The 20,844-nt window shown below is 71.7% G+C and carries 21 protein-coding genes; 15 read left to right on the top strand and 6 right to left on the bottom strand.

Annotated features, from left to right (window positions below; translation table 11 throughout):
• Positions 1-32 precede the first annotated feature (32 nt).
• Together OG490_RS21140 and OG490_RS21145 are read right to left on the bottom strand one after the other, a co-directional pair.
• Positions 33-1,373 (bottom strand): PH domain-containing protein, encoded by a 1,341-nt coding sequence (locus tag OG490_RS21140; RefSeq protein ID WP_330297867.1) that lies wholly within the window; start codon positions 1,371-1,373, stop codon positions 33-35.
• Positions 1,370-1,861 (bottom strand): PH domain-containing protein, encoded by a 492-nt coding sequence (locus OG490_RS21145; RefSeq protein ID WP_330297868.1) that lies wholly within the window; start codon positions 1,859-1,861, stop codon positions 1,370-1,372. The genes OG490_RS21140 and OG490_RS21145 overlap by 4 nt, the downstream gene beginning before the upstream one ends.
• Before the next feature lie 31 nt (positions 1,862-1,892).
• Here OG490_RS21145 and OG490_RS21150 point away from each other — a divergent pair, with 31 nt between their 5' ends.
• The 3 genes from OG490_RS21150 (at position 1,893) to OG490_RS21160 (ending at position 4,379) form a co-directional block, all read left to right on the top strand.
• Positions 1,893-3,035, top strand: a complete 1,143-nt coding sequence (locus tag OG490_RS21150; RefSeq protein ID WP_330297869.1) for an NADH-quinone oxidoreductase subunit D — start codon at positions 1,893-1,895, stop codon at positions 3,033-3,035.
• A 26-nt stretch (positions 3,036-3,061) separates the two neighbouring features.
• Entirely contained in the window at positions 3,062-3,982 is a 921-nt protein-coding gene (locus OG490_RS21155; protein ID WP_330297870.1) for an arylamine N-acetyltransferase family protein, read from the top strand.
• Between the two features lie 181 nt (positions 3,983-4,163).
• A complete protein-coding gene (locus tag OG490_RS21160; RefSeq protein ID WP_330297871.1) occupies positions 4,164-4,379 on the top strand; it encodes a hypothetical protein in 216 nt (71 codons plus the stop codon).
• Between the two features lie 87 nt (positions 4,380-4,466).
• Here OG490_RS21160 and OG490_RS21165 read toward each other — a convergent pair whose 3' ends face one another.
• The 3 genes from OG490_RS21165 to OG490_RS21175 form a co-directional block, all read right to left on the bottom strand.
• Positions 4,467-6,020 carry a M28 family metallopeptidase gene (locus tag OG490_RS21165; RefSeq protein WP_330297872.1) on the bottom strand — a complete coding sequence of 518 codons (1,554 nt, stop codon included), beginning with the start codon at positions 6,018-6,020 and terminating at the stop codon, positions 4,467-4,469.
• Positions 6,021-6,222: 202 nt separating this feature from the next.
• Positions 6,223-7,347, bottom strand: a complete 1,125-nt coding sequence (locus OG490_RS21170; protein WP_330297873.1) for a DUF5937 family protein — start codon at positions 7,345-7,347, stop codon at positions 6,223-6,225.
• Positions 7,348-7,430: 83 nt separating this feature from the next.
• On the bottom strand, positions 7,431-8,576 hold the full coding sequence (locus OG490_RS21175; RefSeq protein WP_330297874.1) for a threonine aldolase family protein: 1,146 nt from the start codon (positions 8,574-8,576) through the stop codon (positions 7,431-7,433).
• A gap of 96 nt (positions 8,577-8,672) precedes the next feature.
• Between OG490_RS21175 and OG490_RS21180 the strand changes: the two genes are divergently transcribed.
• From OG490_RS21180 to OG490_RS21230, 11 genes are all read left to right on the top strand, one after another.
• Entirely contained in the window at positions 8,673-9,680 is a 1,008-nt protein-coding gene (locus OG490_RS21180; RefSeq protein ID WP_330297875.1) for a Rossmann-like and DUF2520 domain-containing protein, read from the top strand.
• The gene (panC, locus tag OG490_RS21185) at positions 9,677-10,708 is read left to right on the top strand and encodes a pantoate--beta-alanine ligase (RefSeq protein WP_443065848.1); all 1,032 of its coding nucleotides are present in this window, start codon (positions 9,677-9,679) and stop codon (positions 10,706-10,708) included. The genes OG490_RS21180 and panC overlap by 4 nt, the downstream gene beginning before the upstream one ends.
• Positions 10,705-12,483, top strand: coding sequence for an L-aspartate oxidase (locus OG490_RS21190; protein ID WP_443065849.1), 1,779 nt, complete (start codon positions 10,705-10,707; stop codon positions 12,481-12,483). Before panC ends, OG490_RS21190 begins: the two co-directional genes overlap by 4 nt.
• Before the next feature lie 2 nt (positions 12,484-12,485).
• Positions 12,486-13,478: a carboxylating nicotinate-nucleotide diphosphorylase gene (gene nadC, locus OG490_RS21195; protein ID WP_330297876.1), complete on the top strand. Its 993-nt coding sequence runs from the start codon at positions 12,486-12,488 to the stop codon at positions 13,476-13,478.
• 3 nt (positions 13,479-13,481) lie between these two features.
• Positions 13,482-14,291, top strand: a complete 810-nt coding sequence (locus OG490_RS21200) for a type III pantothenate kinase (RefSeq protein WP_330297877.1) — start codon at positions 13,482-13,484, stop codon at positions 14,289-14,291.
• Between the two features lie 236 nt (positions 14,292-14,527).
• On the top strand, positions 14,528-14,722 hold the full coding sequence (locus OG490_RS21205; RefSeq protein ID WP_330297878.1) for a DUF397 domain-containing protein: 195 nt from the start codon (positions 14,528-14,530) through the stop codon (positions 14,720-14,722).
• Between the two features lie 92 nt (positions 14,723-14,814).
• The gene (locus OG490_RS21210; protein ID WP_330297879.1) at positions 14,815-15,456 is read left to right on the top strand and encodes a hypothetical protein; all 642 of its coding nucleotides are present in this window, start codon (positions 14,815-14,817) and stop codon (positions 15,454-15,456) included.
• Between the two features lie 13 nt (positions 15,457-15,469).
• The gene (locus OG490_RS21215; protein WP_330297880.1) at positions 15,470-15,652 is read left to right on the top strand and encodes a hypothetical protein; all 183 of its coding nucleotides are present in this window, start codon (positions 15,470-15,472) and stop codon (positions 15,650-15,652) included.
• Between the two features lie 113 nt (positions 15,653-15,765).
• A complete protein-coding gene (locus OG490_RS21220) occupies positions 15,766-16,197 on the top strand; it encodes a BlaI/MecI/CopY family transcriptional regulator (RefSeq protein ID WP_330297881.1) in 432 nt (143 codons plus the stop codon).
• A gap of 10 nt (positions 16,198-16,207) precedes the next feature.
• Entirely contained in the window at positions 16,208-16,738 is a 531-nt protein-coding gene (locus OG490_RS21225; protein ID WP_330297882.1) for an amino-acid N-acetyltransferase, read from the top strand.
• Between the two features lie 165 nt (positions 16,739-16,903).
• Positions 16,904-17,245 carry a histone-like nucleoid-structuring protein Lsr2 gene (locus OG490_RS21230; RefSeq protein ID WP_330297883.1) on the top strand — a complete coding sequence of 114 codons (342 nt, stop codon included), beginning with the start codon at positions 16,904-16,906 and terminating at the stop codon, positions 17,243-17,245.
• Here the strand turns inward: OG490_RS21230 and OG490_RS21235 are convergent.
• A complete protein-coding gene (locus OG490_RS21235) occupies positions 17,224-17,826 on the bottom strand; it encodes an SCO3374 family protein (protein ID WP_330297884.1) in 603 nt (200 codons plus the stop codon). The genes OG490_RS21230 and OG490_RS21235 overlap by 22 nt on opposite strands.
• A gap of 474 nt (positions 17,827-18,300) precedes the next feature.
• Here OG490_RS21235 and OG490_RS21240 point away from each other — a divergent pair, with 474 nt between their 5' ends.
• The gene (locus OG490_RS21240) at positions 18,301-20,826 is read left to right on the top strand and encodes an ATP-dependent Clp protease ATP-binding subunit (RefSeq protein WP_330297885.1); all 2,526 of its coding nucleotides are present in this window, start codon (positions 18,301-18,303) and stop codon (positions 20,824-20,826) included.
• Positions 20,827-20,844: the final 18 nt, after the last annotated feature.

Consider the following 20,844-nt stretch of genomic DNA (forward strand, 5'->3'; position numbering starts at 1 on the left):
GGAGCACCCCCTGCGACCTCCTCTACGTCCCCCTACGTCATCCAGCGGTCCGGCCGTGCCGAGGCCCTGGAGGTACGGGAGCGGGCGGCCTGGGCGTGGAGCAGCCCGGCGGCCTCGTCCGCCGGGCGCAGGCGGGCCGTGACGGTCCCGTTGGCGCCGGTGTCCACGTGGACGTCGGCCACGCCGCAGGCCCGTTCCCACGGGCCCTGGGAGTAGCGCACGCTCTGCACCTTGGCGTGCGGGACGATCTCCGTACGCCGGCACAGGCGGCCCTTGCGGGTCGCGAACACGTCCTCGGAGACGGCCAGCCCGTACCCCTTCCACCACACCGGCACCACCCAGCGCGATCCCCGCCGGGGCGACGGGTCGAAGACCAGTCCGGCCAGGTCCACGCCGGGCAGCACGCGGGCGACGACGGCGTGGGCGGCGGCCCGGGTGGCCACCGGGACCAGGACGTCGTTGTGCGAGCCGGCCACCGACAGCTCCACCCGGACCCAGCCGCGCCGCCTCCACAGCAGCGGCTCGACGATCCGTATGCTCTGCACGCGCCCCGGCGGCACCGTCTCGTGGGCCCGGTCCAGCAGCCCGTGGTCCAGGCGCAGCCCGTCCGGGGACTCGGCGACGGTCCAGTCGTACTCGGTGAGGAACCGGCCCCCGCTGACCGACCAGACCGCCCCCAGGACCGGGAGCAGTGCGGCGGCGGCCGCCCAGGGGTTGGAGCTGAACCACCACACCACCACGGGGACGGCGAGCCCCGCGACCACGGCCGCCGAGGCGGAGAGGGTCAGCAGCATCGACACCGCCAGGTCGCGCGGGGTCACGCGCAGCAGCTCCCGCTCGGGGGCCTCGCCCAGGACCACGGCCTCGGCCGGGGTGAAGCCGGCCGCGCGGGCCAGCAGCTCGGCGCGCAGCCGGCCGGCGTCGTCCTCGCCGAGGAAGGCCAGCTCGTCCTTGGCGTCGGTGCCGATGACGTCGAGGCGGAGCTTGGCCACCCCGGCCACGCGGGCCAGCAGCGGGCGGGTGACGTCGATCGCCTGGATCCGGTCGAGGCGGATGTGCGCGGTCCGGCGGAAGAGGAGCCCGCTGCGGATGCGCAGTTCGGTGTCGGTGACGGCGTAGTGCGTGAACCACCAGCTGAGGAACCCGTACAGGCCGAAGACGAGGACCAGCGAGACCAGGGCGACGGCCCGCAGGAGGAGGGAGAGGGCGGTGACCCACTCGGCGACGTTCTCGCCCTGCTGGACGGCGACGCCCAGGATCGCGGCGATCGGCACCCAGGCGCGGCGCAGCGGCGTGAGGAAGTGCAGCCGCCGCTCGACGGGAGGCGCCCCTTGAGCTCCGGACTCCGAGATCTCGGAGGTCTCCGGGGTCACAGGCCCGCCGACCTTGCCTCGCCGAGCTCGGTCAGCCGGTCGCGCAGCCGCTCGGCCTCCTCGGGCGCCAGCCCGGGGATCTTCGCGTCGGTCGCCGCGGCGGCCGTGTGCAGCTGGAGGGAGGCCAGCTTGAAGCGCCGCTCCAGCGGTCCCGAGGTCACCTCGACCAGCTGCATCCGCCCGTAGGGGACCACGGTCTCGGCGTGCCACATCACGCCCCGGGTGATCAGGAGGTCGTCGGCGCGTTCGGCGTAGCGCCAGGAGCGCCAGTTCCGGCCGAGCAGCCACCAGCCCCAGGCCAGCACCAGCAGCCAGAACCCGCCGACCGCCGCCCACATCGGACCGACCGCCAGCCCCAGCACCAGGGCCGTCACCAGGGTGAACAGCCCCATCCACCACACCAGCAGCAGCCGCCGCAGGGTGAGCAGCCCGCCCGGCAGCCCCACCCACTCGGGTCGGCTCGTCTCACCCGTTGTCCCCGTTTCCATTCCCCCAGCCTATGGCTGAGAGAATGCCGCCATGACGGAGACCACGGTCGGCATCGGCGGAGCTGCGGAGAGCACCGACATGGTGCTCAACATCGGCCCCCAGCACCCTTCCACGCACGGCGTGCTGCGCCTGCGGCTCGTCCTGGACGGCGAGCGCATCGTCAGCGCCGAGCCGGTGGTCGGCTATATGCACCGCGGCGCCGAGAAACTCTTCGAGGCCCGCGACTACCGGCAGATCGTGATGCTCGCGAACCGCCACGACTGGCTGTCCGCGTTCTCCAACGAGCTGGGCGTGGTCATGGCCGTCGAGCGGATGCTCGGCATGGAGGTCCCCGAGCGGGCCGTGTGGATGCGGACCCTGCTCGCCGAGCTGAACCGGGTGCTCAACCACTTGATGTTCCTCGGCTCGTACCCCTTGGAGCTGGGCGGGATCACCCCGATCTTCCACGCGTTCCGCGAGCGCGAGGAGCTCCAGGCCGTCATGGAGGAGATCTCCGGCGGCCGCATGCACTACATGTTCAACCGGGTCGGCGGCCTCAAGGAGGACCTCCCGGCCGGCTGGCTCGGCCGTGCCCGCGAGGCCATCGCCGACGTCCGCACCCGCATGAACATCTACGACGACCTGGTCCGCGGCAACGAGATCTTCCGCGGCCGCACGCGCGGCGTCGGCATCCTCTCCGCCGAGGCCGTGCACGCGTACGGGGTCTCCGGCCCGATCGCCCGCGCCTCCGGCGTCGACTTCGACCTGCGCCGGGACGAGCCGTACCTCGCCTACGGGGAGCTCCAGGACGTCCTGAAGGTCGTCACCCGCACCGAGGGCGACTGCCTGGCCCGCTTCGAGGTCCTGCTGGAGCAGACCCACAACGCGCTCGACCTGGCGGTCGCCTGCCTGGACCGGATGGACGACCTGGCGCCCGGCCCGATCAACCAGCGCCTGCCCAAGGTGCTGAAGGCGCCCGAGGGCGAGACGTACGCGTGGACCGAGAACCCGCTCGGGATCAACGGCTACTACCTGGTCTCGAAGGGCGAGAAGACCCCGTACCGGCTCAAGCTGCGCTCGGCCTCGTACAACAACATCCAGGCCCTGGCCGTACTGCTGCCGGGACAGCTGGTCGCGGACATGGTCTCGATCCTGGGCTCGCTGTTCTTCGTGGTCGGCGACATCGACAAGTGACAGGGCCGAGGTCCTAGGCTGCCGCCATGACCTCAGGCATGAACGCCGGCATATCGGACGGCGCGTTCGCGTCCTACCTGCGCCGGCTCGGCATCACCGGACCCCTCGGCGCGCCGTCCGCCGAGGAGCTCTTCGCCCTCCAGCGGGCGCACCTGGAGCGCGTCCCGTACGAAAACGTCGACATCCAGCTCGGCCGGTCCGCCGGGATCGACCCGGGGCTGTCGGTACGCCGCTTCGCCGCCGGGCGCGGCGGGTACTGCTTCCACCTCAACGGGGCCTTCGCGGCGCTCCTGGAGCACCTCGGCTACGCGGTCACGCGGCACCTCGGCGGGGTGGTCCCGGAGCCGGACCCCGAGGCGGATCCGGTCGCGGAGGCGGTGTCCCCCGTACCCGGGGCCGACGCCGACGTCCGGCGCGTGAGCGGCAACCACCTCGCGCTGACCGTCCGCGTCGGCGGGCAGGAGTACTTCGTGGACGCCGGGCTGGGCGACGGCCCGTACGAGCCGCTGCCGCTGCGCGAAGGCCCGTACCGGCAGGGCGGGTTCGGCTACTCCCTGGAGCGGCTGGACTCGGTGGGCTGGACCTACCGCAACCCGGGCAGCTCCGCCGCCGTCGTCGACTTCCTCTCCGCGCCCGCGAAGACGGCCGACTTCGAGGCCGAGCACCTGCGGCTGTCGACCTCCGAGGACTCCGGCTTCGTACGGGCCTTCGCGGCCCTGCGGCGCGACGCGGACGGCATCGACGTGCTGCGCGGCCGGGTGCTGAGCCGGATCGACCCGGTGGAGGGGACCACGGAACGGGTGCTGGAGGGGCCGGAGGAGTTCTACGCCGTGCTGGAAGGCGTCTTCGGACGGGAGCTCGACGACCTGACCCCGGCCGACCGGGCCGCGCTGTGGACGCGGGTGGACGCCGCCCACGAGGCCTGGCTGGAGACCCGCCGCGGCTAGGCCGTCTCTTTCGGATCTTGCCGGGTCCGCGCCGCCCGGCACCGCACCCCGCCGCACTGCCGCGGCACCCGAGTACGTCCAGTACACGGGAGCCCCGGCAGCACGGCGAGGCACGGCACCGGACGGCGCGGACCTGACCGACAGGATCCGAAAGGGACGACCTGAGGGCAGACTTGGGGCCATGTCCCACTCACCGCGCAGAGCCTGCCCCACCTGCGGTCGCGACTGCGCCGTCACCGCAGGGCGGATCGCCCGCCACGACCCGCCGTCCGGGCGGGTCCGCGGCGACCTGGTGTCCTGCCCCGGCTCCCGCGCCCGGGTGATGCTCGGCGCCTCGGCCCCGACGCTGGACGGGTTCGCCCTGTCCCCGCACCCGGGCCAGCTCCCGCTGTTCTAGGGGGTGTCCGGTAGTGCACCGGCGCCCGCGCCAGGCGCATTGCCTGACGCGGGCGCCGGTCACACGCACCGCTACCGCCTGCGGCGGCTACTCCGTCACGTCGTGGTCGTGGCCCGGACGCAGGCCGCCGTTCTCGCCGGAACCGGTGGTCGGCTTCGAGGCGACCGGCTGCGACAGGGGTGCGAGGTCGAAGGCGTAGTGGCCGACCGCGTTCGCGATGACGTCGACGTTGATGTCGAGCGACTTCTGGTCGATGTTCGCGATCGTGTCGCCCTTGCCGTGGTAGTTCACGTCGTACGCGACGCCCGCCTGGCCGCCGAACTTCGCCGCCTGCGCGGCCGTCTTGATGCCCTCCGCGCCCGTGTCGGTGCCGCCCGAGGGGATCCCGGCCTCGATGAACGGGCCGTAGTCCGAGCGCCCGGTGAAGTCGGAGCCCTCGTGCGGGATGCCGCGGCCGTCGAGGAAGTCCGTTATCCCCTTCTCCAGCTGCGCCGAGCCCTCGGGGCCGGGGCCCGAGCCGACCTTGTCCGAGTCGTCGCCGTCGTAGACGAAGTACGCGGCGTTGGGCGAGGCGATCATGTCGAAGTTGAGGTAGAGCCTGATCTGCTTCTTCTGCGCGTCCGTCAGACCGCCGACGTACGCCTCGGAGCCGAGCAGGCCGAACTCCTCCGCCGACCACCAGGCGAACTTGACCTTGTTCTTGATCTTCGTCTGGCTGCTCGCGAGGTTCTGCGCGACCTGGAGGATGCCGGCCGAGCCCGAGCCGTTGTCGTTGATGCCCGGACCCGCCGCGACGGAGTCGAGGTGCGCGCCGAGGAAGACGGTGTTGTTCTCGTCGCCGCCCCGGGTCTCCGCGACGACGTTGAACGTCTTGCGGTTCTCCCGGAACTCCCGGATGTCGAGGGTGACCTGGACAGGGCCGGCCGTGGCCTCGGCGGCGAGCTTCTCGCCCTCCGCCTGGGTGACACCACCGGTCGGGACCTTGCCCGCGTCCGGCCCGCCGATGGTGCCGTTGAGGGCGCCCGCCGTGTTGTTGTAGATGATCGCGCCGACCGCGCCGGCGGCCGCCGCGTTCTGCTGCTTGGCCGCGAAGGTGCAGCCGCCGCGCTTGATCAGGGCGATCCTGCCGGTGAAGGCGCCCGCGGCGAAGTCGCCGGGGTCGCAGCCGTTCGTGCCGTCCGCGTCGACGGGGGCGACGGCGACCTGGGCCGTCACGCCGTTCTCCGGGCCGCTGGCGGTGTACGTCATCAGCTTGACCGGGATGTCGCGGCCGCCGGCGCCGTTGACCTTCAGGGTCTCGGCGATCGTCTGGACGAAGACGAAGTCGAACTCGTTCGTGGTGACCTTGTACCCGTACGCCCTCATCACGGCCTCGACGTACTGGGCCGACTGCTCGTGGCCCTTGGAACCCGCCACGCGGGTGCCCTTGTTGTGGTCGGCGATGGCCTGCAGGACCTGCAGGTGGGTGTAGGCGCCCCTGCCGGTCGAGTCCTTGACCAGCTTCCTGGCCAGCGCCTCGCCCCTGGCGGCATCGCTCTGGGGGCTGCCGGTGGCGCCGGCCGGCCCGGCGAGGAGCAGAGGGGAGACGAGGGCCGCGGCGACCAGGGCGGCGGTGGCTGCGGCTGTACGGCGTGCGGGCATGCAGAGTCCTTCCACGGCGGGTGCAGATGAGGCGCGATACGTGGGGGAGCAGGAGCAGTGGACGCACGTTAAACAGCAAACAGCCGGTAAAGCCAGGGTTTTCGCTGATTCCGGTTTGTGAAATCCGTATATCGGTGAAATCCGGGCCGCCGGAAACCGGCCAACGCCCGCTGTCCGTACGGGTGTCGCCGAGTCGGTGGCGCTAGCGCAGAATGCCCTCGATGAAATCGGAACCGATCCGCGCAACCGCCGCAAGATCCAACTGGTGCTGGACATAACGGCCCTGACGGCACGTCTTGAGCAGTCCGGCCTTCTTCATCACCGCCAGATGGCGCGACACCTCCGGCGCGGTGATCCCGTACGCCGCCGCGAGCTCGCCCGTCGTGTAGGGAGCGCGCGCCATGCTGCGGCACAGCATCATCCGCATCGGATGGGCCAGGGCCTCCATGCGCCGCTGCAGCAGCTCCACCGACCCCGGGGAAGAGGCCAGTTCGGGAGAGCCGAGCGGGTAGTGGATGACCGGACGCCAGCCGGGGGCGTGCAGCACCAGCAGGTGCGGCCAGCCGAAATTGGTCGGCACGAACAGCAGCCCGTCGCCTATTCGGGGATCGGTGGCCGTCGTGGACCCGTTCGTCATCTTGTCCACCGTGACGGTGGTCAGCCCCTCGTCGACGCTCAGCGCCGAGGAGACCTCCTTGAGCACCGCGGGCAGCCCCTTGTGCCGCAGCAGCTCCGTCTTGTGACGGGCGTCCGCGCTCTGCCGGGGCTCGATCCGCCGCCAGGTCTCCGCGAAGAAGGCCTCGTCGCAGTCCTCCACCAGCCGCCGCAGCCACACCCGGACCGAGGCGGTGTCGTCGAGCACCCGCATCGCGAAGTCCAGCTGGCGCGGCCCGCGCGCGGAGGCCGACTCCAGCGCCTTGGCCCGGGCGAGGGGGTCGGAGAGCGGGGACCGCCCGCCGCCCTCGCCGTAGAAGGACAGCCGGCAGTACTCCAGCGCCGCCGTCACGAACCGTTCGTCATCCAGCCGGTCGAGTACGTCGAGTTCGGCGGCCAGCGTCGCGCCCGGCCGGCCGGAGCCGCCCGGGATCCCCGCGTACGCCATGAAGATGTCGGCGAAGGAGCTGCGCCACATGAAATCGCCCTCCAGCAGCCGGTCCGCGATGTCCGGGTCGAGGGAGGCGGTGGTGGTGGCGGTCCAGGAGGCGAGCCCGGGGTGGTGGCCGGGCTGGGAGAGCGCGTGCAACGCCATGCAGAGCTCCGCGAGCGGGGACGGCGCGAAGCCGATCCGCTCCGCGGGGAGCCCGGTGATGTCGATGGTCACGCTCATCGCATCATCATGCCGGGACGTCGGCCGCGCGGTGGACAGGGCACGCGCCCTTCGCCCGCACGGCCGACACCCGGGCCGCCGCGCTAGAGCCGGGCCACGAAGCCCCGTACCGCCTCGGCCACGTCGGCCTCCGTCCAGGACAGGCCCGGCTCGGTGACCTCCAGCTCCGTCACCGACAGGCCCGGCGGGCCGTCGGGGGACCAGCGGCGGAAGAGGAGCGTGCCCGTCTCCTCCGCCAGCCGGACGCCCGCCTCCGTGAGCCGGTCCGCGTCGTACGGGAGCCACACCTGGAACTGGTGGGTGTGCGGAACCTCCGGGTTGATCCGGAACCAGGGGACCTCGGGGGAGGAGCCCAGGGCCGCGGAGAGGGCGGAGGCCACCACGCGCGCGTGGGCGACGTAGGAAGGGAGCTTCGGGAGCTCCCGCTCCAGCCCGGCCAGGGCGGAGAGCGCGGCGGGGAACTGGCGGAAGATCTGGCCCCCGTACCGGTGGCGCCAGACCCTGGCCTCCGAGACCAGGGAGGCCGACCCGGCGAGGGCCGCGCCGCTGAGGCCGCCGAGCGACTTGTAGAAGGAGACGTACACCGAGTCGGCCAGCTCCACGATCTCCGGCAGGGTGCGGTCGAAGTGCACCGTGGACTCCCACAGCCGGGCACCGTCGATGTGGACGACCGCCTCGCGCTCCCGGGCGGTGGCCACCACGGCCGACAGCTCCTCCCACGTGGGCAGCAGGAAACCGGCGTCCCGCAGCGGCAGCTCCAGCATCAGCGTCCCGAACGGCTCAGGCAGCTCCGCGATCTCCGAGGCCGTCGGCTGGCGCGGTTCGCCCGTCGTGTGGACGACCCGCAGCCCCGAGACCGTGGACAGCGCCCCGCCCTCCCAGCGCTCCGGATGGCTCATCGGGTGCAGGGCGACCACCGGGTTCCCGGTCCGGCCGGCCCAGCAGCGCAGCGCGATCTGCTGGGCCATGGTCCCGGTCGGGAAGAACGCCGCGTCCTCGGTCCCCAGCAGCTCCGCCACCCGCCGCTCCAGCCGGGCCACCACCCCGTCGCCGTAGATGTCGCCCGGCTCGTCGGGGTCCGCGGCCGGGCCGCCGGGCCCGGCCAGGCCGCCCAGGTCCGCCAGCAGCCCGGCGAGGGTCGCCTCCCGCAGGCTGTGCGAGAGCTTGCGCCCTGCCGCCCGCCCGGCCGCCACGAGCCGTTCCGCCACCGCTTCCGTGTCCTCGTTCATGCCCCGATCATCGCCGACCACCAACACGGCCAGGAGCTAGCATGGCGACGTATCGTCCGGTACCCCCCGCGGACTGGAACGGAAGGCCTTCCCCGCGTGAACACAACCTCCCAGGCGGAGCGCCCGGCCAGGCTCTCCGTCGGTGTAGTCGGAGCAGGCCGCGTCGGCCCCGCGCTGGCGCGTGCCCTGCAGCAGAGCGGCCACCGGCCGGTCGCCGTGTCCGGAGTCTCCGACGCCTCGCGCCGGCGCGCCGAGCGGATGCTGCCGGACGTGCCGGTCGTCACGCCCGAGCAGGTCCTCCAGGCCTCCGACCTCGTCCTGCTGACCGTCCCCGACGACGCCCTGCCGTCGCTGGTCCAGGGCCTCGCCGAGACCGGCGCGGTCCGCCCCGGGCAGCTCCTCGTCCACACCTCCGGGCGCTACGGGGTCGCCGTGCTGGACCCGGCCCGCCGCGCGGGCGCGCTCCCGCTGGCCCTGCACCCCGCGATGACCTTCACCGGCACCGAGGTGGACGTACAGCGCCTGGCCGGCTGCTCCTTCGGCGTGACCGCCCCCGACGAGCTGCGGCTCGCCGCGGAGGCCCTGGTCATCGAGATGGGCGGGGAGCCCGAGTGGATCGCCGAGGTGAACCGCCCGCTCTACCACGCGGCCCTCGCCCTCGGCGCGAACCACCTGGTCACCCTGGTCGCCCAGTCGATGGAACTGCTGCGCAAGGCGGGCGTCGAGCACCCCGACCGGATGCTCGGCCCGCTGCTCGGCGCGGCCCTCGACAACGCCCTGCGCTCCGGTGACGCCGCCCTGACCGGCCCGGTGGCCCGGGGCGACGCCGGAACCGTCGCCGCGCACGTCTCGGAGCTGCGCAAGCACGCACCCGGCACGGTCGCCGGATACCTCGCGATGGCCCGTACGACCGCGGACCGGGCGCTCGCGCACGGCCTGCTCAAGCCCGAACTCGCCGAGGACCTCCTCGGCGTCCTCGCCGACAGCGCGGAGGACCTCGCGGGGGCGGGACGCGGAGACCGGGGGAGCCGCGAAGGCTTCAACGACCCCGAAGGCACCGACGAGCCCGACGGGCTCGACGGCCTCGAAGGCGGTGCCCGGTGATCCTCCTCGACACCGCCGCCGAGCTGCACGAGCTCCCCCGCACGGCTGCCGGCACGGGCACCGCCACCGGCCGCCGCGCCGTGGTCATGACCATGGGCGCCCTCCACGAGGGCCACGCCACCCTGGTCCGCGCCGCCCGCGCCCAGGCCGGCCCCGACGGGCAGGTCGTGGTCACCGTCTTCGTCAACCCCCTCCAGTTCGGGGCGGGCGAGGACCTCGACCGCTACCCCCGCACCCTCGACGCCGACCTGGCCCTCGCCGAAGAGGCGGGCGCCGACGCCGTGTTCGCCCCCGCCGTCGAAGAGGTCTACCCCGGCGGCGACCCCCAGGTGCGGGTCAGCGCCGGCCCGATGGGCGAGCGCCTCGAAGGCGCCACCCGCCCCGGCCACTTCGACGGCATGCTGACCGTCGTCGCCAAGCTGCTCCACCTCACCCGCCCCGACCTGGCTCTCTTCGGCCAGAAGGACGCGCAGCAACTGGCCCTGATCCGGCGGATGGTGACCGACCTGAACTTCCCCGTGGAGGTGGTCGGCGTACCGACCGTCCGCGAGGAGGACGGGCTCGCGCTGTCCTCGCGCAACCGCTACCTCTCGCCCGTGGAGCGCCGCACGGCCCTGGCCCTGTCCCGCGCCCTGTTCGCGGGCCGCGACCGGCTCGCCGCCCAGGCGGCGCTGCTGGACCGCGCCGAGGCCCAGGGGCCCCCGGCCGGAGACGAGCGGGCCACCGGCCTGGCCCGGCTCGGCGAGATCCGGGCCTCCGCCGACGCGCACGCCGTCTCGGCGGCCGTCGCGGGGCTCCCGGGCGCCGGACTGCCCGACGCCGTACGGGCCGCCGCGCGGCACGTCCTGGTGGAGGCGGGCCGCCACGAGCCGCCCCTGGTATTGGACTACCTGGCGCTGGTGGACCCGCAGGACTTCACCGACGCCGGTCCCGGCTTCAGCGGGCAGGCCGTGCTGGCCGTCGCCGCGAAGGTGGGCACGACCCGGCTGATCGACAACATTCCATTGGAGTTCGGAGCACACGCGTGAGCACCCCAGGCAGAGGTCCCGCACCGGCGGGCACCAGCACCGGCACCGACCGGAGCACCGGCACCGGCATACGACTGCACGCCCAGGCCCCCGGCTGGTCCGTGGACGCCGACGTCGTGGTCGTCGGATCCGGAGTCGCGGGCCTGACCGCCGCACTGCGCTGCGCCGCCGCGGGCCGCCGTACCGTCGTCGTCACCAAGGCCCGCCTCGACGACGGATCCACCCGCTGGGCCCAGGGCGGCATCGCCGCCGCCCTCGGCGACGGCGACACCCCCGAGCAGCACCTCGAGGACACCCTGGTCGCGGGCGCGGGCCTGTGCGACGAGGCCGCCGTCAGGCTCCTGGTCACCGAGGGCCCCGGCGCCGTACGCCGCCTCATCGCGGCCGGCGCCGTCTTCGACACCTCCGCCGAGACCGGCGAGATAGAGCTCACCCGCGAGGGCGGCCACCACCGCCGCCGCATCGCGCACGCGGGCGGCGACGCCACCGGCGCCGAGATCTCCCGCGCCCTCGTCGAAGCCGTCCAGGCGGCCGGCATCGAGACCGTGGAGAACGCCCTCGTCCTGGACCTCCTCCAGGACGCGCAGGGCCGTACCGCGGGCGTCACCCTGCACGTCATGGGCGAGGGCCAGCACGACGGGGTGGGCGCCGTCCACGCGCCCGCCGTGATCCTCGCGACCGGCGGCATGGGCCAGGTCTTCTCCGCGACCACCAACCCCTCCGTCTCCACCGGCGACGGGGTGGCGCTCGCGCTGCGCGCCGGAGCCGAGGTCTCCGACCTCGAATTCGTGCAGTTCCACCCCACCGTGCTCTTCCTCGGCGCCGACGCCGAAGGCCAGCAGCCCCTGGTGTCGGAGGCGGTCCGCGGCGAAGGCGCGTACCTCGTCGACGCCGACGGCGTCCGCTTCATGACCGGCCAGCACGAGCTCGCCGAGCTCGCGCCCCGCGACATCGTCGCCAAGGGCATCATGCGCCGCATGCAGGAGCAGGGCACGCAGCACATGTACCTCGACGCCCGGCACTTCGGCGCTCAGATGTGGGAGCAGCGCTTCCCGACCATCCTCGCCGCCTGCCGCTCGCACGGCATCGACCCGGTCACCGAGCCCATCCCCGTCGCCCCGGCCGCGCACTACGCCTCCGGCGGCGTCCGGACCGACCTGCACGGCCGCACCACGGTCCCCGGCCTGTACGCGTGCGGTGAGGTCGCCTGCACCGGAGTGCACGGCGCGAACCGGCTCGCCTCCAACTCCCTGCTGGAGGGCCTGGTCTTCGCCGAGCGGATCGCCGACACCATCATCGCGGCGGCCGGCGAGCCCGCGGGCAACGGCCCCGGCATTCCCGTCCCGGCCAGCGGCCCCCTCCAGCCCGCCGAGGCGCGCTACGAGGTCCAGCGCATCATGACCGACGGCGCGGGCGTGCTCCGTTCCGCCGAGTCGCTGAACCGGGCCGCGGCCGCCCTCGAAGCCCTGTACGCGACGGCCCTCACCGAGCTGGAGACCCAGGGCAAGACGGCCGTCCCCGGCACCGAGACCTGGGAGGCCACCAACCTGCTGTGTGTGGCCCGGGTCCTGGTCGCCGCCGCCCAGCGGCGCGCGGAGACCCGTGGCTGCCACTGGCGCGAGGACCACCCCGACCGGGACGACGCCGACTGGCGCCGCCACCTCGTCGTACGCCTGTCGGCGGCCGAGCGGCGGGCCCTGGTCGTCACGCCCACCGAGTCGGCGGACTTCCCTTCCGTACAGATCCCCTTGAGCACCGACAGCCTGGAGCAGTAACCGTGAGCACGCACGAGCACGACACCCACGAGCACAACGAACTCCCCCTCGTCGGCCAGAGCGAGGGCGGCTGCGGCGACGACTGCGCCTGCGGCGAGGGCGAGGAGACCGGTCTCGACCCGGCCCTGGCCCAGCTGCTCGAAGACGCCGGCCTGGACCCGATCGAGGTCGAGGACATCGCGCACATGGCGATCTCCGAGGACCTGGACGGCGGGGTCGACGTGACCACCGTCGCCACCGTTCCCGAAGACGCCGTGGCCACCGCCGACTTCACCGCGCGCGAGGTGGGCACCGTCGCCGGCCTGCGCGTCGCCGAGGCCGTCCTGTCCGTCGTGTGCACCGACGCCTTCGAGGTGGAGCGGCACGCCGAGGACGGGGACCGCGTCGAGCCGGGCCAGGTCCTGCTGTCGGTACGGGCCCGCACCCGCGACCTGCTCACCGGGGAGCGCAGCGCCCTGAACCTGCTCTGCCTGATGTCGGGCATCGCCACGGCCACCCGCGCCTGGGCCGACGAGCTGGAGGGCACCAAGGCCAAGGTCCGCGACACCCGCAAGACCACCCCCGGCCTGCGCTGCCTGGAGAAGTACGCGGTGCGCTGCGGCGGCGGCGTCAACCACCGGATGTCGCTCTCCGACGCGGCGCTGGTCAAGGACAACCACGTCATCGCGGCGGGCGGCGTCCGCGAGGCGTTCAAGGCCGTGCGCGAGCAGTTCCCGGACCTGCCCGTCGAGGTCGAGGTGGACACCCTCCAGCAGGTCCGCGAGGCCCTGGAGGCGGGCGCCGACCTGATCCTGCTCGACAACTTCACCCCGATCGAGACCGCGGAGGCGGTGGCGCTGGTCCACGGCCGCGCGGTGCTGGAGTCCTCGGGCCGCCTCACCATGCACAACGCCCGCGCGTACGCCGAGACGGGCGTCGACTACCTCGCGGTCGGCGGCCTCACGCACTCCTCCCCGATCCTGGACATCGGCCTCGATCTGCGCGAGGCGGTGTAACCCGTGCTCCTCACCATCGACGTGGGCAATACCCATACGGTCCTGGGCCTGTTCGACGGTGACGAGATCGTCGAGCACTGGCGGATCTCGACCGACCCGAGCCGCACGGCCGACGAGCTGGCCGTGCTCATGCAGGGCCTGATGGGCATGCACCCGATGCTCGGCAACGAGCTGGGCGACGGGATCCACGGCATCGCGATCTGCTCGACGGTGCCGGCGGTCCTGCACGAGCTGCGCGAGGTGACCCGCCGCTACTACGGCGACGTTCCGGCGGTGATCGTGGAGCCCGGCACCAAGACGGGCGTCCCGATCCTGATGGACAACCCGAAGGAGGTCGGCGCCGACCGCATCGTCAACGCGGTCGCGGTGGTCGAGCTCTACGGCGGCCCGGCGATCGTGGTCGACCTGGGGACCGCCACCACCTTCGACGCGGTGTCCGCGAAGGGCGAGTACGTGGGCGGGGTGATCTCCCCGGGCATCGAGATCTCCATGGAGGCCCTCGGCGTGCGCGGGGCCCAGCTCCGCAAGATCGAGCTGGCCCGCCCGCGCAACGTCGTCGGCAAGTCCACGGTCGAGGCGATGCAGTCGGGCGTGGTCTACGGGTTCGCGGGCCAGGTCGACGGGATCGTGACCCGCATGGCCAAGGAGCTGGCCGGCCCGAACGGCGCCCCGGACGACGTCCGCGTCATCGCCACGGGCGGCCTGGCCCCGATCGTCCTGGGCGAGGCCTCGGTCATCGACGACCACGAGCCCTGGCTGACCCTGATCGGCCTGCGGCTGGTCTACGAGCGCAACGCGCCCACCTTCGAGTAGCCGCACCGCCCGCTCCCGAACCGCCCGCCCCGCCCCGGCCGGACCCGCACCCACCCGCGAGGCCCCGGCGGGGCCGGGCGCTGCCCGGGGCCGGCCCTTACCCCCCGTTGAGGTCGGGCGCAGTAATTTCCGGGGAAATGGCCGGAGTGAGCCCGTCCCGGGGATACGGTCGCCCCACGAGAAATACCGGGAGCTCGTCCACGGCGCCGACCGCGCCTGTGAACGGAGGAGACACGATGACAGTTCGGCCCGCTCGGCCCGAATGGCAGAAGTCGTCCTACTGCGGCGACGGCGCCGCCTGCGTGTATGTCGCCGCCGCCCCCGGGGCCCTGGTGCGGGTGGCGGACCGGGCCGACCCGGCCCATCTGGTCATGGCCACCACCCGCGCGGCCTGGGCGGAATTCCTCCAGACGGTCAAAGAGCCGGTCTGAGGACCTCGGGCCAGCCCTGACCGGCGGAATACGCCGCGCCGCGCGCGTGTCCACTCAAGGGATTTTGTCCGATTAGCGCGTATCTTCGGCCCATGCCCACGCCCTACGGATCCCGCGGCGGCATGGCGTTCAGCGCTGATGAGCTTCACGTGCTCAGGCGTTCGCTCGCTCACGCCCTTCAGTCCTCTACGGCCCCCCTGACGGCCGTCGAGGTCCAGGACTGCCTGCGCCTCGCGGCGTCGGTGGACGACGCCGTCCAGGAGGCGGGGCGGCTCAGAGAGTTCCTCCTCGCCGACCTGGCCCGGTACAGAGCCGCGCTGCCCGGGAGCCTGACCGGCTACCTGGAGCTGCTCCAGGACGCCCTGGCCGCCGGGTACGAGCCGGTGCCGGACGACCTCGCCGCCCTGCGGGCGCTGCGCGCCAACCCGGTCGCGGCCGCCCTGCTGGACCGGGCGCAGGGCATCGCGGAGCGCTCGGTGCGCCGCCGGCTGTCCACGACGCCCGCGCCGCGCACCCGGCTGCTGGCCCTGGCGGGCGGCGCGGGTGCGGACGCCGGGTCGGGTTCCGGCTCGGGCGGAGGCTCGGGCTCCGGCTCAGGCTCCGGCAAGGAGAAGGAGCCCGCGCAGCCGCAGCCCGACGAGCGGCCCGCGCGGCCCATTCCGACCCCGGGCGAGGTGTTCCCGCCGCGCCGCAAGCCCACCCCGCCCCCGGAGGCCGGGCGCGCGGCAGGCTAGCTACGCTGGGGGCATGGACTACGTTTCCGCGCTCGTGCCCCCCTTCGTGATGGCCGTGTTCTTCATCGCTCTCGTCGTGACGATCGTGAAGAGTCAGGGCGGCGCCAACAAGGCCAAGGAGGACGCGGTGGTCGACGCCGTGCTCTCCCGCGCCGAAGGCGCCCGGCAGTCGCAGGCATCTCCCACCCCGCAGTAAGGCCCCCGCGAGAGGGCCGGGCGTACGGCTTCGCAGCCGTGCGCCCAATTTTTGTTGCGCCTTGCCGCCCGAATGGCCGGGCAATTCCCCACATCCCGCACTATCGTGCTGCTGTGCCTCGCCCCTTGGGAGAACTCGAAGACGCAGTCATGACGCGGGTGTGGCAGTGGAACCGCCCGGTCACCGTTCGCGAAGTCCTGGAAGACCTTCAGCAGGAACGCTCCATCGCGTACACCACGGTCATGACCGTTATGGACAATCTTCATCAGAAGGGCTGGGTCCGCCGGGAAGCGGAAGGCCGCGCCTATCGATATACGGCGGTCTCCACCCGCGCCGCCTACTCGGCCGCACTGATGAACGAAGCCTGGTCGACGAGCGACAACCCCGCCGCCGCCCTGGTGGCCTTCTTCGGCATGATGTCGGCCGAGCAGCGGGAGTCCCTCCGGGACGCCGTACGGATCGTGCAGCCGGCCGAGGAGACCCCCGATCCCGCGGAACCGGCCGAAGGCGACTCCGGCGGAGCGTCGGCCGACCGGGGACGATAACGTCCGGGCCATGGGTGAGTTTTCCGCTGCACATGCAAAAACAGTGACGATCCGCCGAGCGCGCACCGGTGATGTTCCCGCGCTGCGCCGCCTGCTCGACCAGTACGTGCAGGAGCGGATCCTGCTCGACAAAGCCCCGGTCGTCCTTTACGAGGACATCCAGGAGTTCTGGGTCGCCGAACGCGAAACCGACGGCCAGGTCGTGGGCTGCGGCGCACTCCACGTGATGTGGGAAGACCTCGCCGAAGTCCGCACTCTCGCGGTCGACCGGGAGTTGAAGGGCGCCGGAGTCGGTCACCAGGTGCTCGACAAACTGTTGCAGACGGCCCGCAGGCTCGGTGTGAGCCGGGTTTTCTGCCTGACCTTCGAAGTGGACTTCTTCGCCAAGCACGGGTTCGTCGAGATCGGCGAGACCCCGGTCGAGACCGATGTCTACATGGAGCTGCTGCGTTCCTTTGACGAGGGCGTCGCCGAGTTCCTCGGTCTCGAACGAGTGAAGCCGAACACCTTGGGCAACAGCCGGATGCTTCTGCACCTCTGACCGATCAAGCGCGATTTCCCCCGGGCCCCCGTACGTGTGGCCTATGTCCGAATCGCGCACGTTTCCCAACCCGTTGCGGACCCGAACCTCTCGCCGGGGGTTTGTGTTTTCCAGGCAAAAGCGGTTTCCTTTCCGCGTACTGCTTTTCGATGAAAGGAAATCCCGGTGGCACAGAAGGTTCAGGTCCTTCTTGTCGACGACCTCGACGGCGGCGAGGCGGACGAGACGGTGACGTTCGCTCTGGATGGCAAGACCTACGAGATCGACCTCACCACCGCCAACGCTGAAAAGCTCCGCGGCCTGCTCGACCCGTACACCAAGGGCGGTCGCCGTACCGGTGGCCGCGGCGCCGCCACCGGCCGCGCCAAGGGGCGTGCCGCGGCGGTGACCGGTAACCCGGACACCGCTGTCATTCGCGCCTGGGCCAAGACGAACGGCTACAGCGTGAATGACCGCGGTCGCGTTCCCGCCGAGATCCGCGACGCCTACGAGAAGGCTTCGGCCTGATCGGTCCGGCCGGTCCGGACGGTGCGCCGAAGTCGCGCCCGGTGGCATTCCGTCGCCGCGGCCGCGACCAGGCGTACGAGATCGGGCCCGCCCGCGGGCCCGGAGTCCTGCCCCGCAGCGGGCAGGGCGGGTAGCAGTACCTCACACCCCTGCTCGGGGGGCCGCAGCCACACGGCGGCCCCCCGAGGGCTTCCCTCCGGCCCCACAGGGTGCCCCGGAGGCACCGGAGCCGTGATCCGGCCACCCGCACCCAGGGCGGCGAGATCCAGGGCGACCCCGCCCCATTCCAGCCAGTCGAGCAGCCCGTCCAGCTCGTCGGCGGCCCCCGCGGCCACCAGGAAGCGCATCCTGCGGCCCATGACCGCCACCGGACCCGTGGCGACGCGTCTGCGCAGCACCGCGGTCCCGGCATCGGCCGGCAGCTCCAGTACGTCGAACCGCACCCCGGTCACCAGCTGCGCGGGCGGTCCTCCGGCGACGGTCCAGCCGAGCACGCGCTCGTACCAGGACGCCGGGTCGTCCTCGCCCCCGAACGGGGCGCAGGGGAGCGGGAGGGGGACGGGCGGCACGGTGAGAGCCATGACCGGAGCAACTCCCGAAACGCTCCGGGGTTACGCACGATGTGACGTGCCGCACTCGCTTGAATGCGGAACGTAAACCTCCGTGGGGCCGGAGTCTCACATTCGGGACGGAAACGTGTTCGCCCGTAGCGGAGGGAACCGGCGTCACCTGCATGGAGTGTCAGTCCTTACGGGTAAGACATTCCTAGTGGATCGGGGCGACACGCTGATTTTCGGGGTCCCGGACCGGCTTCCGTTCGCCATCGGCGTACACATGTGACGGGTATCTGCCTGGCCTGCGGGAACATCGTCTCCCACCATCGGGTTGGAGCAGTTGTCGGCACTTACAGCCGGGTTTTCCCACGGACGTGAGGGTGAGCCGCGGACGGATGTCGGCAGTTGGAATGAGCTGTCCCGCCCCGCGGGACTAGCATGCGGAAGGACAGGGCGGGGACCGACCCCGAACTGCCCGACCGCTCTGAGGAGCGATAAACGATGTTCGAGAGGTTCACCGACCGCGCGCGGCGGGTTGTCGTCCTGGCTCAGGAAGAAGCCCGGATGCTCAACCACAACTACATCGGCACTGAGCACATCCTCCTGGGCTTGATCCACGAGGGTGAGGGTGTCGCCGCTAAGGCCTTGGAGAGCCTCGGGATTTCGCTCGAGGCTGTTCGCCAGCAGGTTGAGGAGATCATCGGCCAGGGGCAGCAGGCCCCGTCCGGCCACATCCCCTTCACCCCGCGGGCGAAGAAGGTCCTGGAGCTTTCGCTCCGAGAGGCCCTCCAGCTCGGCCACAACTACATCGGCACCGAGCACATCCTGCTCGGCCTGATCCGCGAGGGCGAGGGCGTCGCCGCCCAGGTCCTCGTGAAGCTGGGCGCCGATCTCAACCGAGTCCGGCAGCAGGTCATCCAGCTGCTCTCCGGCTACTCCGGCGGAGGCAAGGAGTCGGCCACTGCCGGCGGCCCGGCCGAGGGCACGCCCTCGACCTCGCTCGTCCTGGACCAGTTCGGCCGCAACCTCACGCAGGCCGCTCGCGAATCCAAGCTCGACCCGGTCATCGGGCGCGAGAAGGAGATCGAGCGGGTCATGCAGGTGCTGTCCCGCCGGACCAAGAACAACCCGGTCCTCATCGGCGAGCCCGGCGTCGGCAAGACCGCCGTCGTCGAGGGCCTGGCCCAGGCGATCGTCAAGGGCGAGGTCCCCGAGACCCTCAAGGACAAGCACCTCTACACGCTTGACCTGGGTGCCCTGGTTGCCGGTTCCCGCTACCGCGGTGACTTCGAAGAGCGCCTCAAGAAGGTTCTCAAGGAGATCCGCACCCGCGGCGACATCATCCTGTTCATCGACGAGCTCCACACCCTCGTGGGTGCGGGTGCCGCCGAGGGCGCGATCGACGCCGCCAGCATCCTGAAGCCCATGCTGGCCCGTGGTGAGCTCCAGACCATCGGTGCCACGACGCTCGACGAGTACCGCAAGCACCTTGAGAAGGACGCCGCTCTCGAGCGCCGCTTCCAGCCGATCCAGGTGGCGGAGCCTTCCCTCCAGCACACCATCGAGATCCTCAAGGGCCTGCGCGACCGCTACGAGGCCCACCACCGTGTTTCCATCACGGACGAGGCCCTCGTGCAGGCGGCCACCCTGGCCGACCGGTACATCTCGGACCGCTTCCTCCCGGACAAGGCGATCGACCTGATCGACGAGGCCGGCTCCCGGATGCGCATCCGCCGGATGACCGCGCCGCCGGACCTCCGCGAGTTCGACGAGAAGATCGCGAACGTGCGTCGCGACAAGGAGTCGGCCATCGACTCCCAGGACTTCGAGAAGGCGGCTTCCCTCCGTGATTCGGAGAAGCAGCTGCTGGCGGCGAAGGCCAAGCGCGAGAAGGAATGGAAGGCCGGCGACATGGACGTCGTCGCCGAGGTCGACGGCGAGCTCATCGCCGAAGTCCTCGCGACCGCGACCGGCATTCCCGTCTTCAAGCTGACCGAGGAGGAGTCCTCGCGTCTGCTCCGCATGGAAGACGAGCTCCACCGTCGCGTCATCGGCCAGAAGGACGCCATCAAGGCGCTCTCCCAGGCCATCCGCCGTACCCGTGCGGGTCTGAAGGACCCGAAGCGTCCCGGTGGCTCGTTCATCTTCGCCGGTCCGTCCGGTGTCGGTAAGACCGAGCTCTCCAAGACGCTCGCCGAATTCCTCTTCGGCGACGAGGACGCGCTGATCTCCCTCGACATGTCGGAGTTCAGCGAGAAGCACACGGTTTCCCGCCTCTTCGGTTCGCCCCCCGGCTACGTGGGCTACGAAGAGGGCGGCCAGCTGACCGAGAAGGTCCGCCGGAAGCCGTTCTCCGTCGTCCTCTTCGACGAGGTCGAGAAGGCGCACCCGGATATCTTCAATTCCCTTCTCCAGATCCTGGAAGACGGTCGTCTGACCGACTCCCAGGGCCGGGTCGTGGACTTCAAGAACACGGTCATCATCATGACGACCAACCTGGGTACGCGGGACATCTCGAAGGGCTTCAACCTGGGCTTCGCGGCCCAGGGCGACACGAAGACCGGATACGACCGGATGAAGGCGAAGGTCAACGAAGAGCTCAAGCAGCACTTCCGGCCCGAGTTCCTCAACCGCGTCGACGACACCGTCGTCTTCCACCAGCTCACCGAGGAAGACATCGTCCAGATCGTCGACCTGATGATCGCCAAGGTCGACGACCGCCTCAAGGACCGCGACATGGGCATCGAGCTCAGTGCCGAGGCCAAGGCGCTGCTCGCCAAGCGCGGCTACGACCCGATCATGGGTGCGCGTCCGCTGCGCCGCACGATCCAGCGCGAGATCGAGGACATCCTGTCGGAGAAGATCCTCTTCGGCGAGCTGCGCCCCGGCCACATCGTGGTCGTCGGCAAGGAGGGTGAAGGCGAAGAAGCCAAGTTCACCTTCCGCGGCGAGGAGAAGACCCCGATCTCGGACCTTCCCCCGATCGAGGCCACCGGCTCCGGCCCGGACCTGTCCAAGGGTGCGTAGCCGATAGCCGCGGATCGA

Source organism: Streptomyces sp. NBC_00503, assembly GCF_036346895.1.
Taxonomy (GTDB): Bacteria; Actinomycetota; Actinomycetes; order Streptomycetales; family Streptomycetaceae; genus Streptomyces.

What these genes read in the sequence shown, in the direction of transcription:
- OG490_RS21145 (WP_330297868.1), bottom strand. Translation starts at nt 1,861, where the DNA reads ATGGAAACGGGGACAACGGGTGAGACGAGCCGACCCGAGTGGGTGGGG.
- OG490_RS21150 (WP_330297869.1), top strand. Translation starts at nt 1,893, where the DNA reads ATGACGGAGACCACGGTCGGCATCGGCGGAGCTGCGGAGAGCACCGAC.
- OG490_RS21155 (WP_330297870.1), top strand. Translation starts at nt 3,062, where the DNA reads ATGACCTCAGGCATGAACGCCGGCATATCGGACGGCGCGTTCGCGTCC.
- OG490_RS21160 (WP_330297871.1), top strand. Translation starts at nt 4,164, where the DNA reads ATGTCCCACTCACCGCGCAGAGCCTGCCCCACCTGCGGTCGCGACTGC.
- OG490_RS21165 (WP_330297872.1), bottom strand. Translation starts at nt 6,020, where the DNA reads ATGCCCGCACGCCGTACAGCCGCAGCCACCGCCGCCCTGGTCGCCGCG.
- OG490_RS21170 (WP_330297873.1), bottom strand. Translation starts at nt 7,347, where the DNA reads ATGAGCGTGACCATCGACATCACCGGGCTCCCCGCGGAGCGGATCGGC.
- OG490_RS21175 (WP_330297874.1), bottom strand. Translation starts at nt 8,576, where the DNA reads ATGAACGAGGACACGGAAGCGGTGGCGGAACGGCTCGTGGCGGCCGGG.
- OG490_RS21205 (WP_330297878.1), top strand. Translation starts at nt 14,528, where the DNA reads ATGACAGTTCGGCCCGCTCGGCCCGAATGGCAGAAGTCGTCCTACTGC.
- OG490_RS21210 (WP_330297879.1), top strand. Translation starts at nt 14,815, where the DNA reads ATGCCCACGCCCTACGGATCCCGCGGCGGCATGGCGTTCAGCGCTGAT.
- OG490_RS21215 (WP_330297880.1), top strand. Translation starts at nt 15,470, where the DNA reads ATGGACTACGTTTCCGCGCTCGTGCCCCCCTTCGTGATGGCCGTGTTC.
- OG490_RS21225 (WP_330297882.1), top strand. Translation starts at nt 16,208, where the DNA reads ATGGGTGAGTTTTCCGCTGCACATGCAAAAACAGTGACGATCCGCCGA.
- OG490_RS21235 (WP_330297884.1), bottom strand. Translation starts at nt 17,826, where the DNA reads ATGGCTCTCACCGTGCCGCCCGTCCCCCTCCCGCTCCCCTGCGCCCCG.
- OG490_RS21240 (WP_330297885.1), top strand. Translation starts at nt 18,301, where the DNA reads ATGTTCGAGAGGTTCACCGACCGCGCGCGGCGGGTTGTCGTCCTGGCT.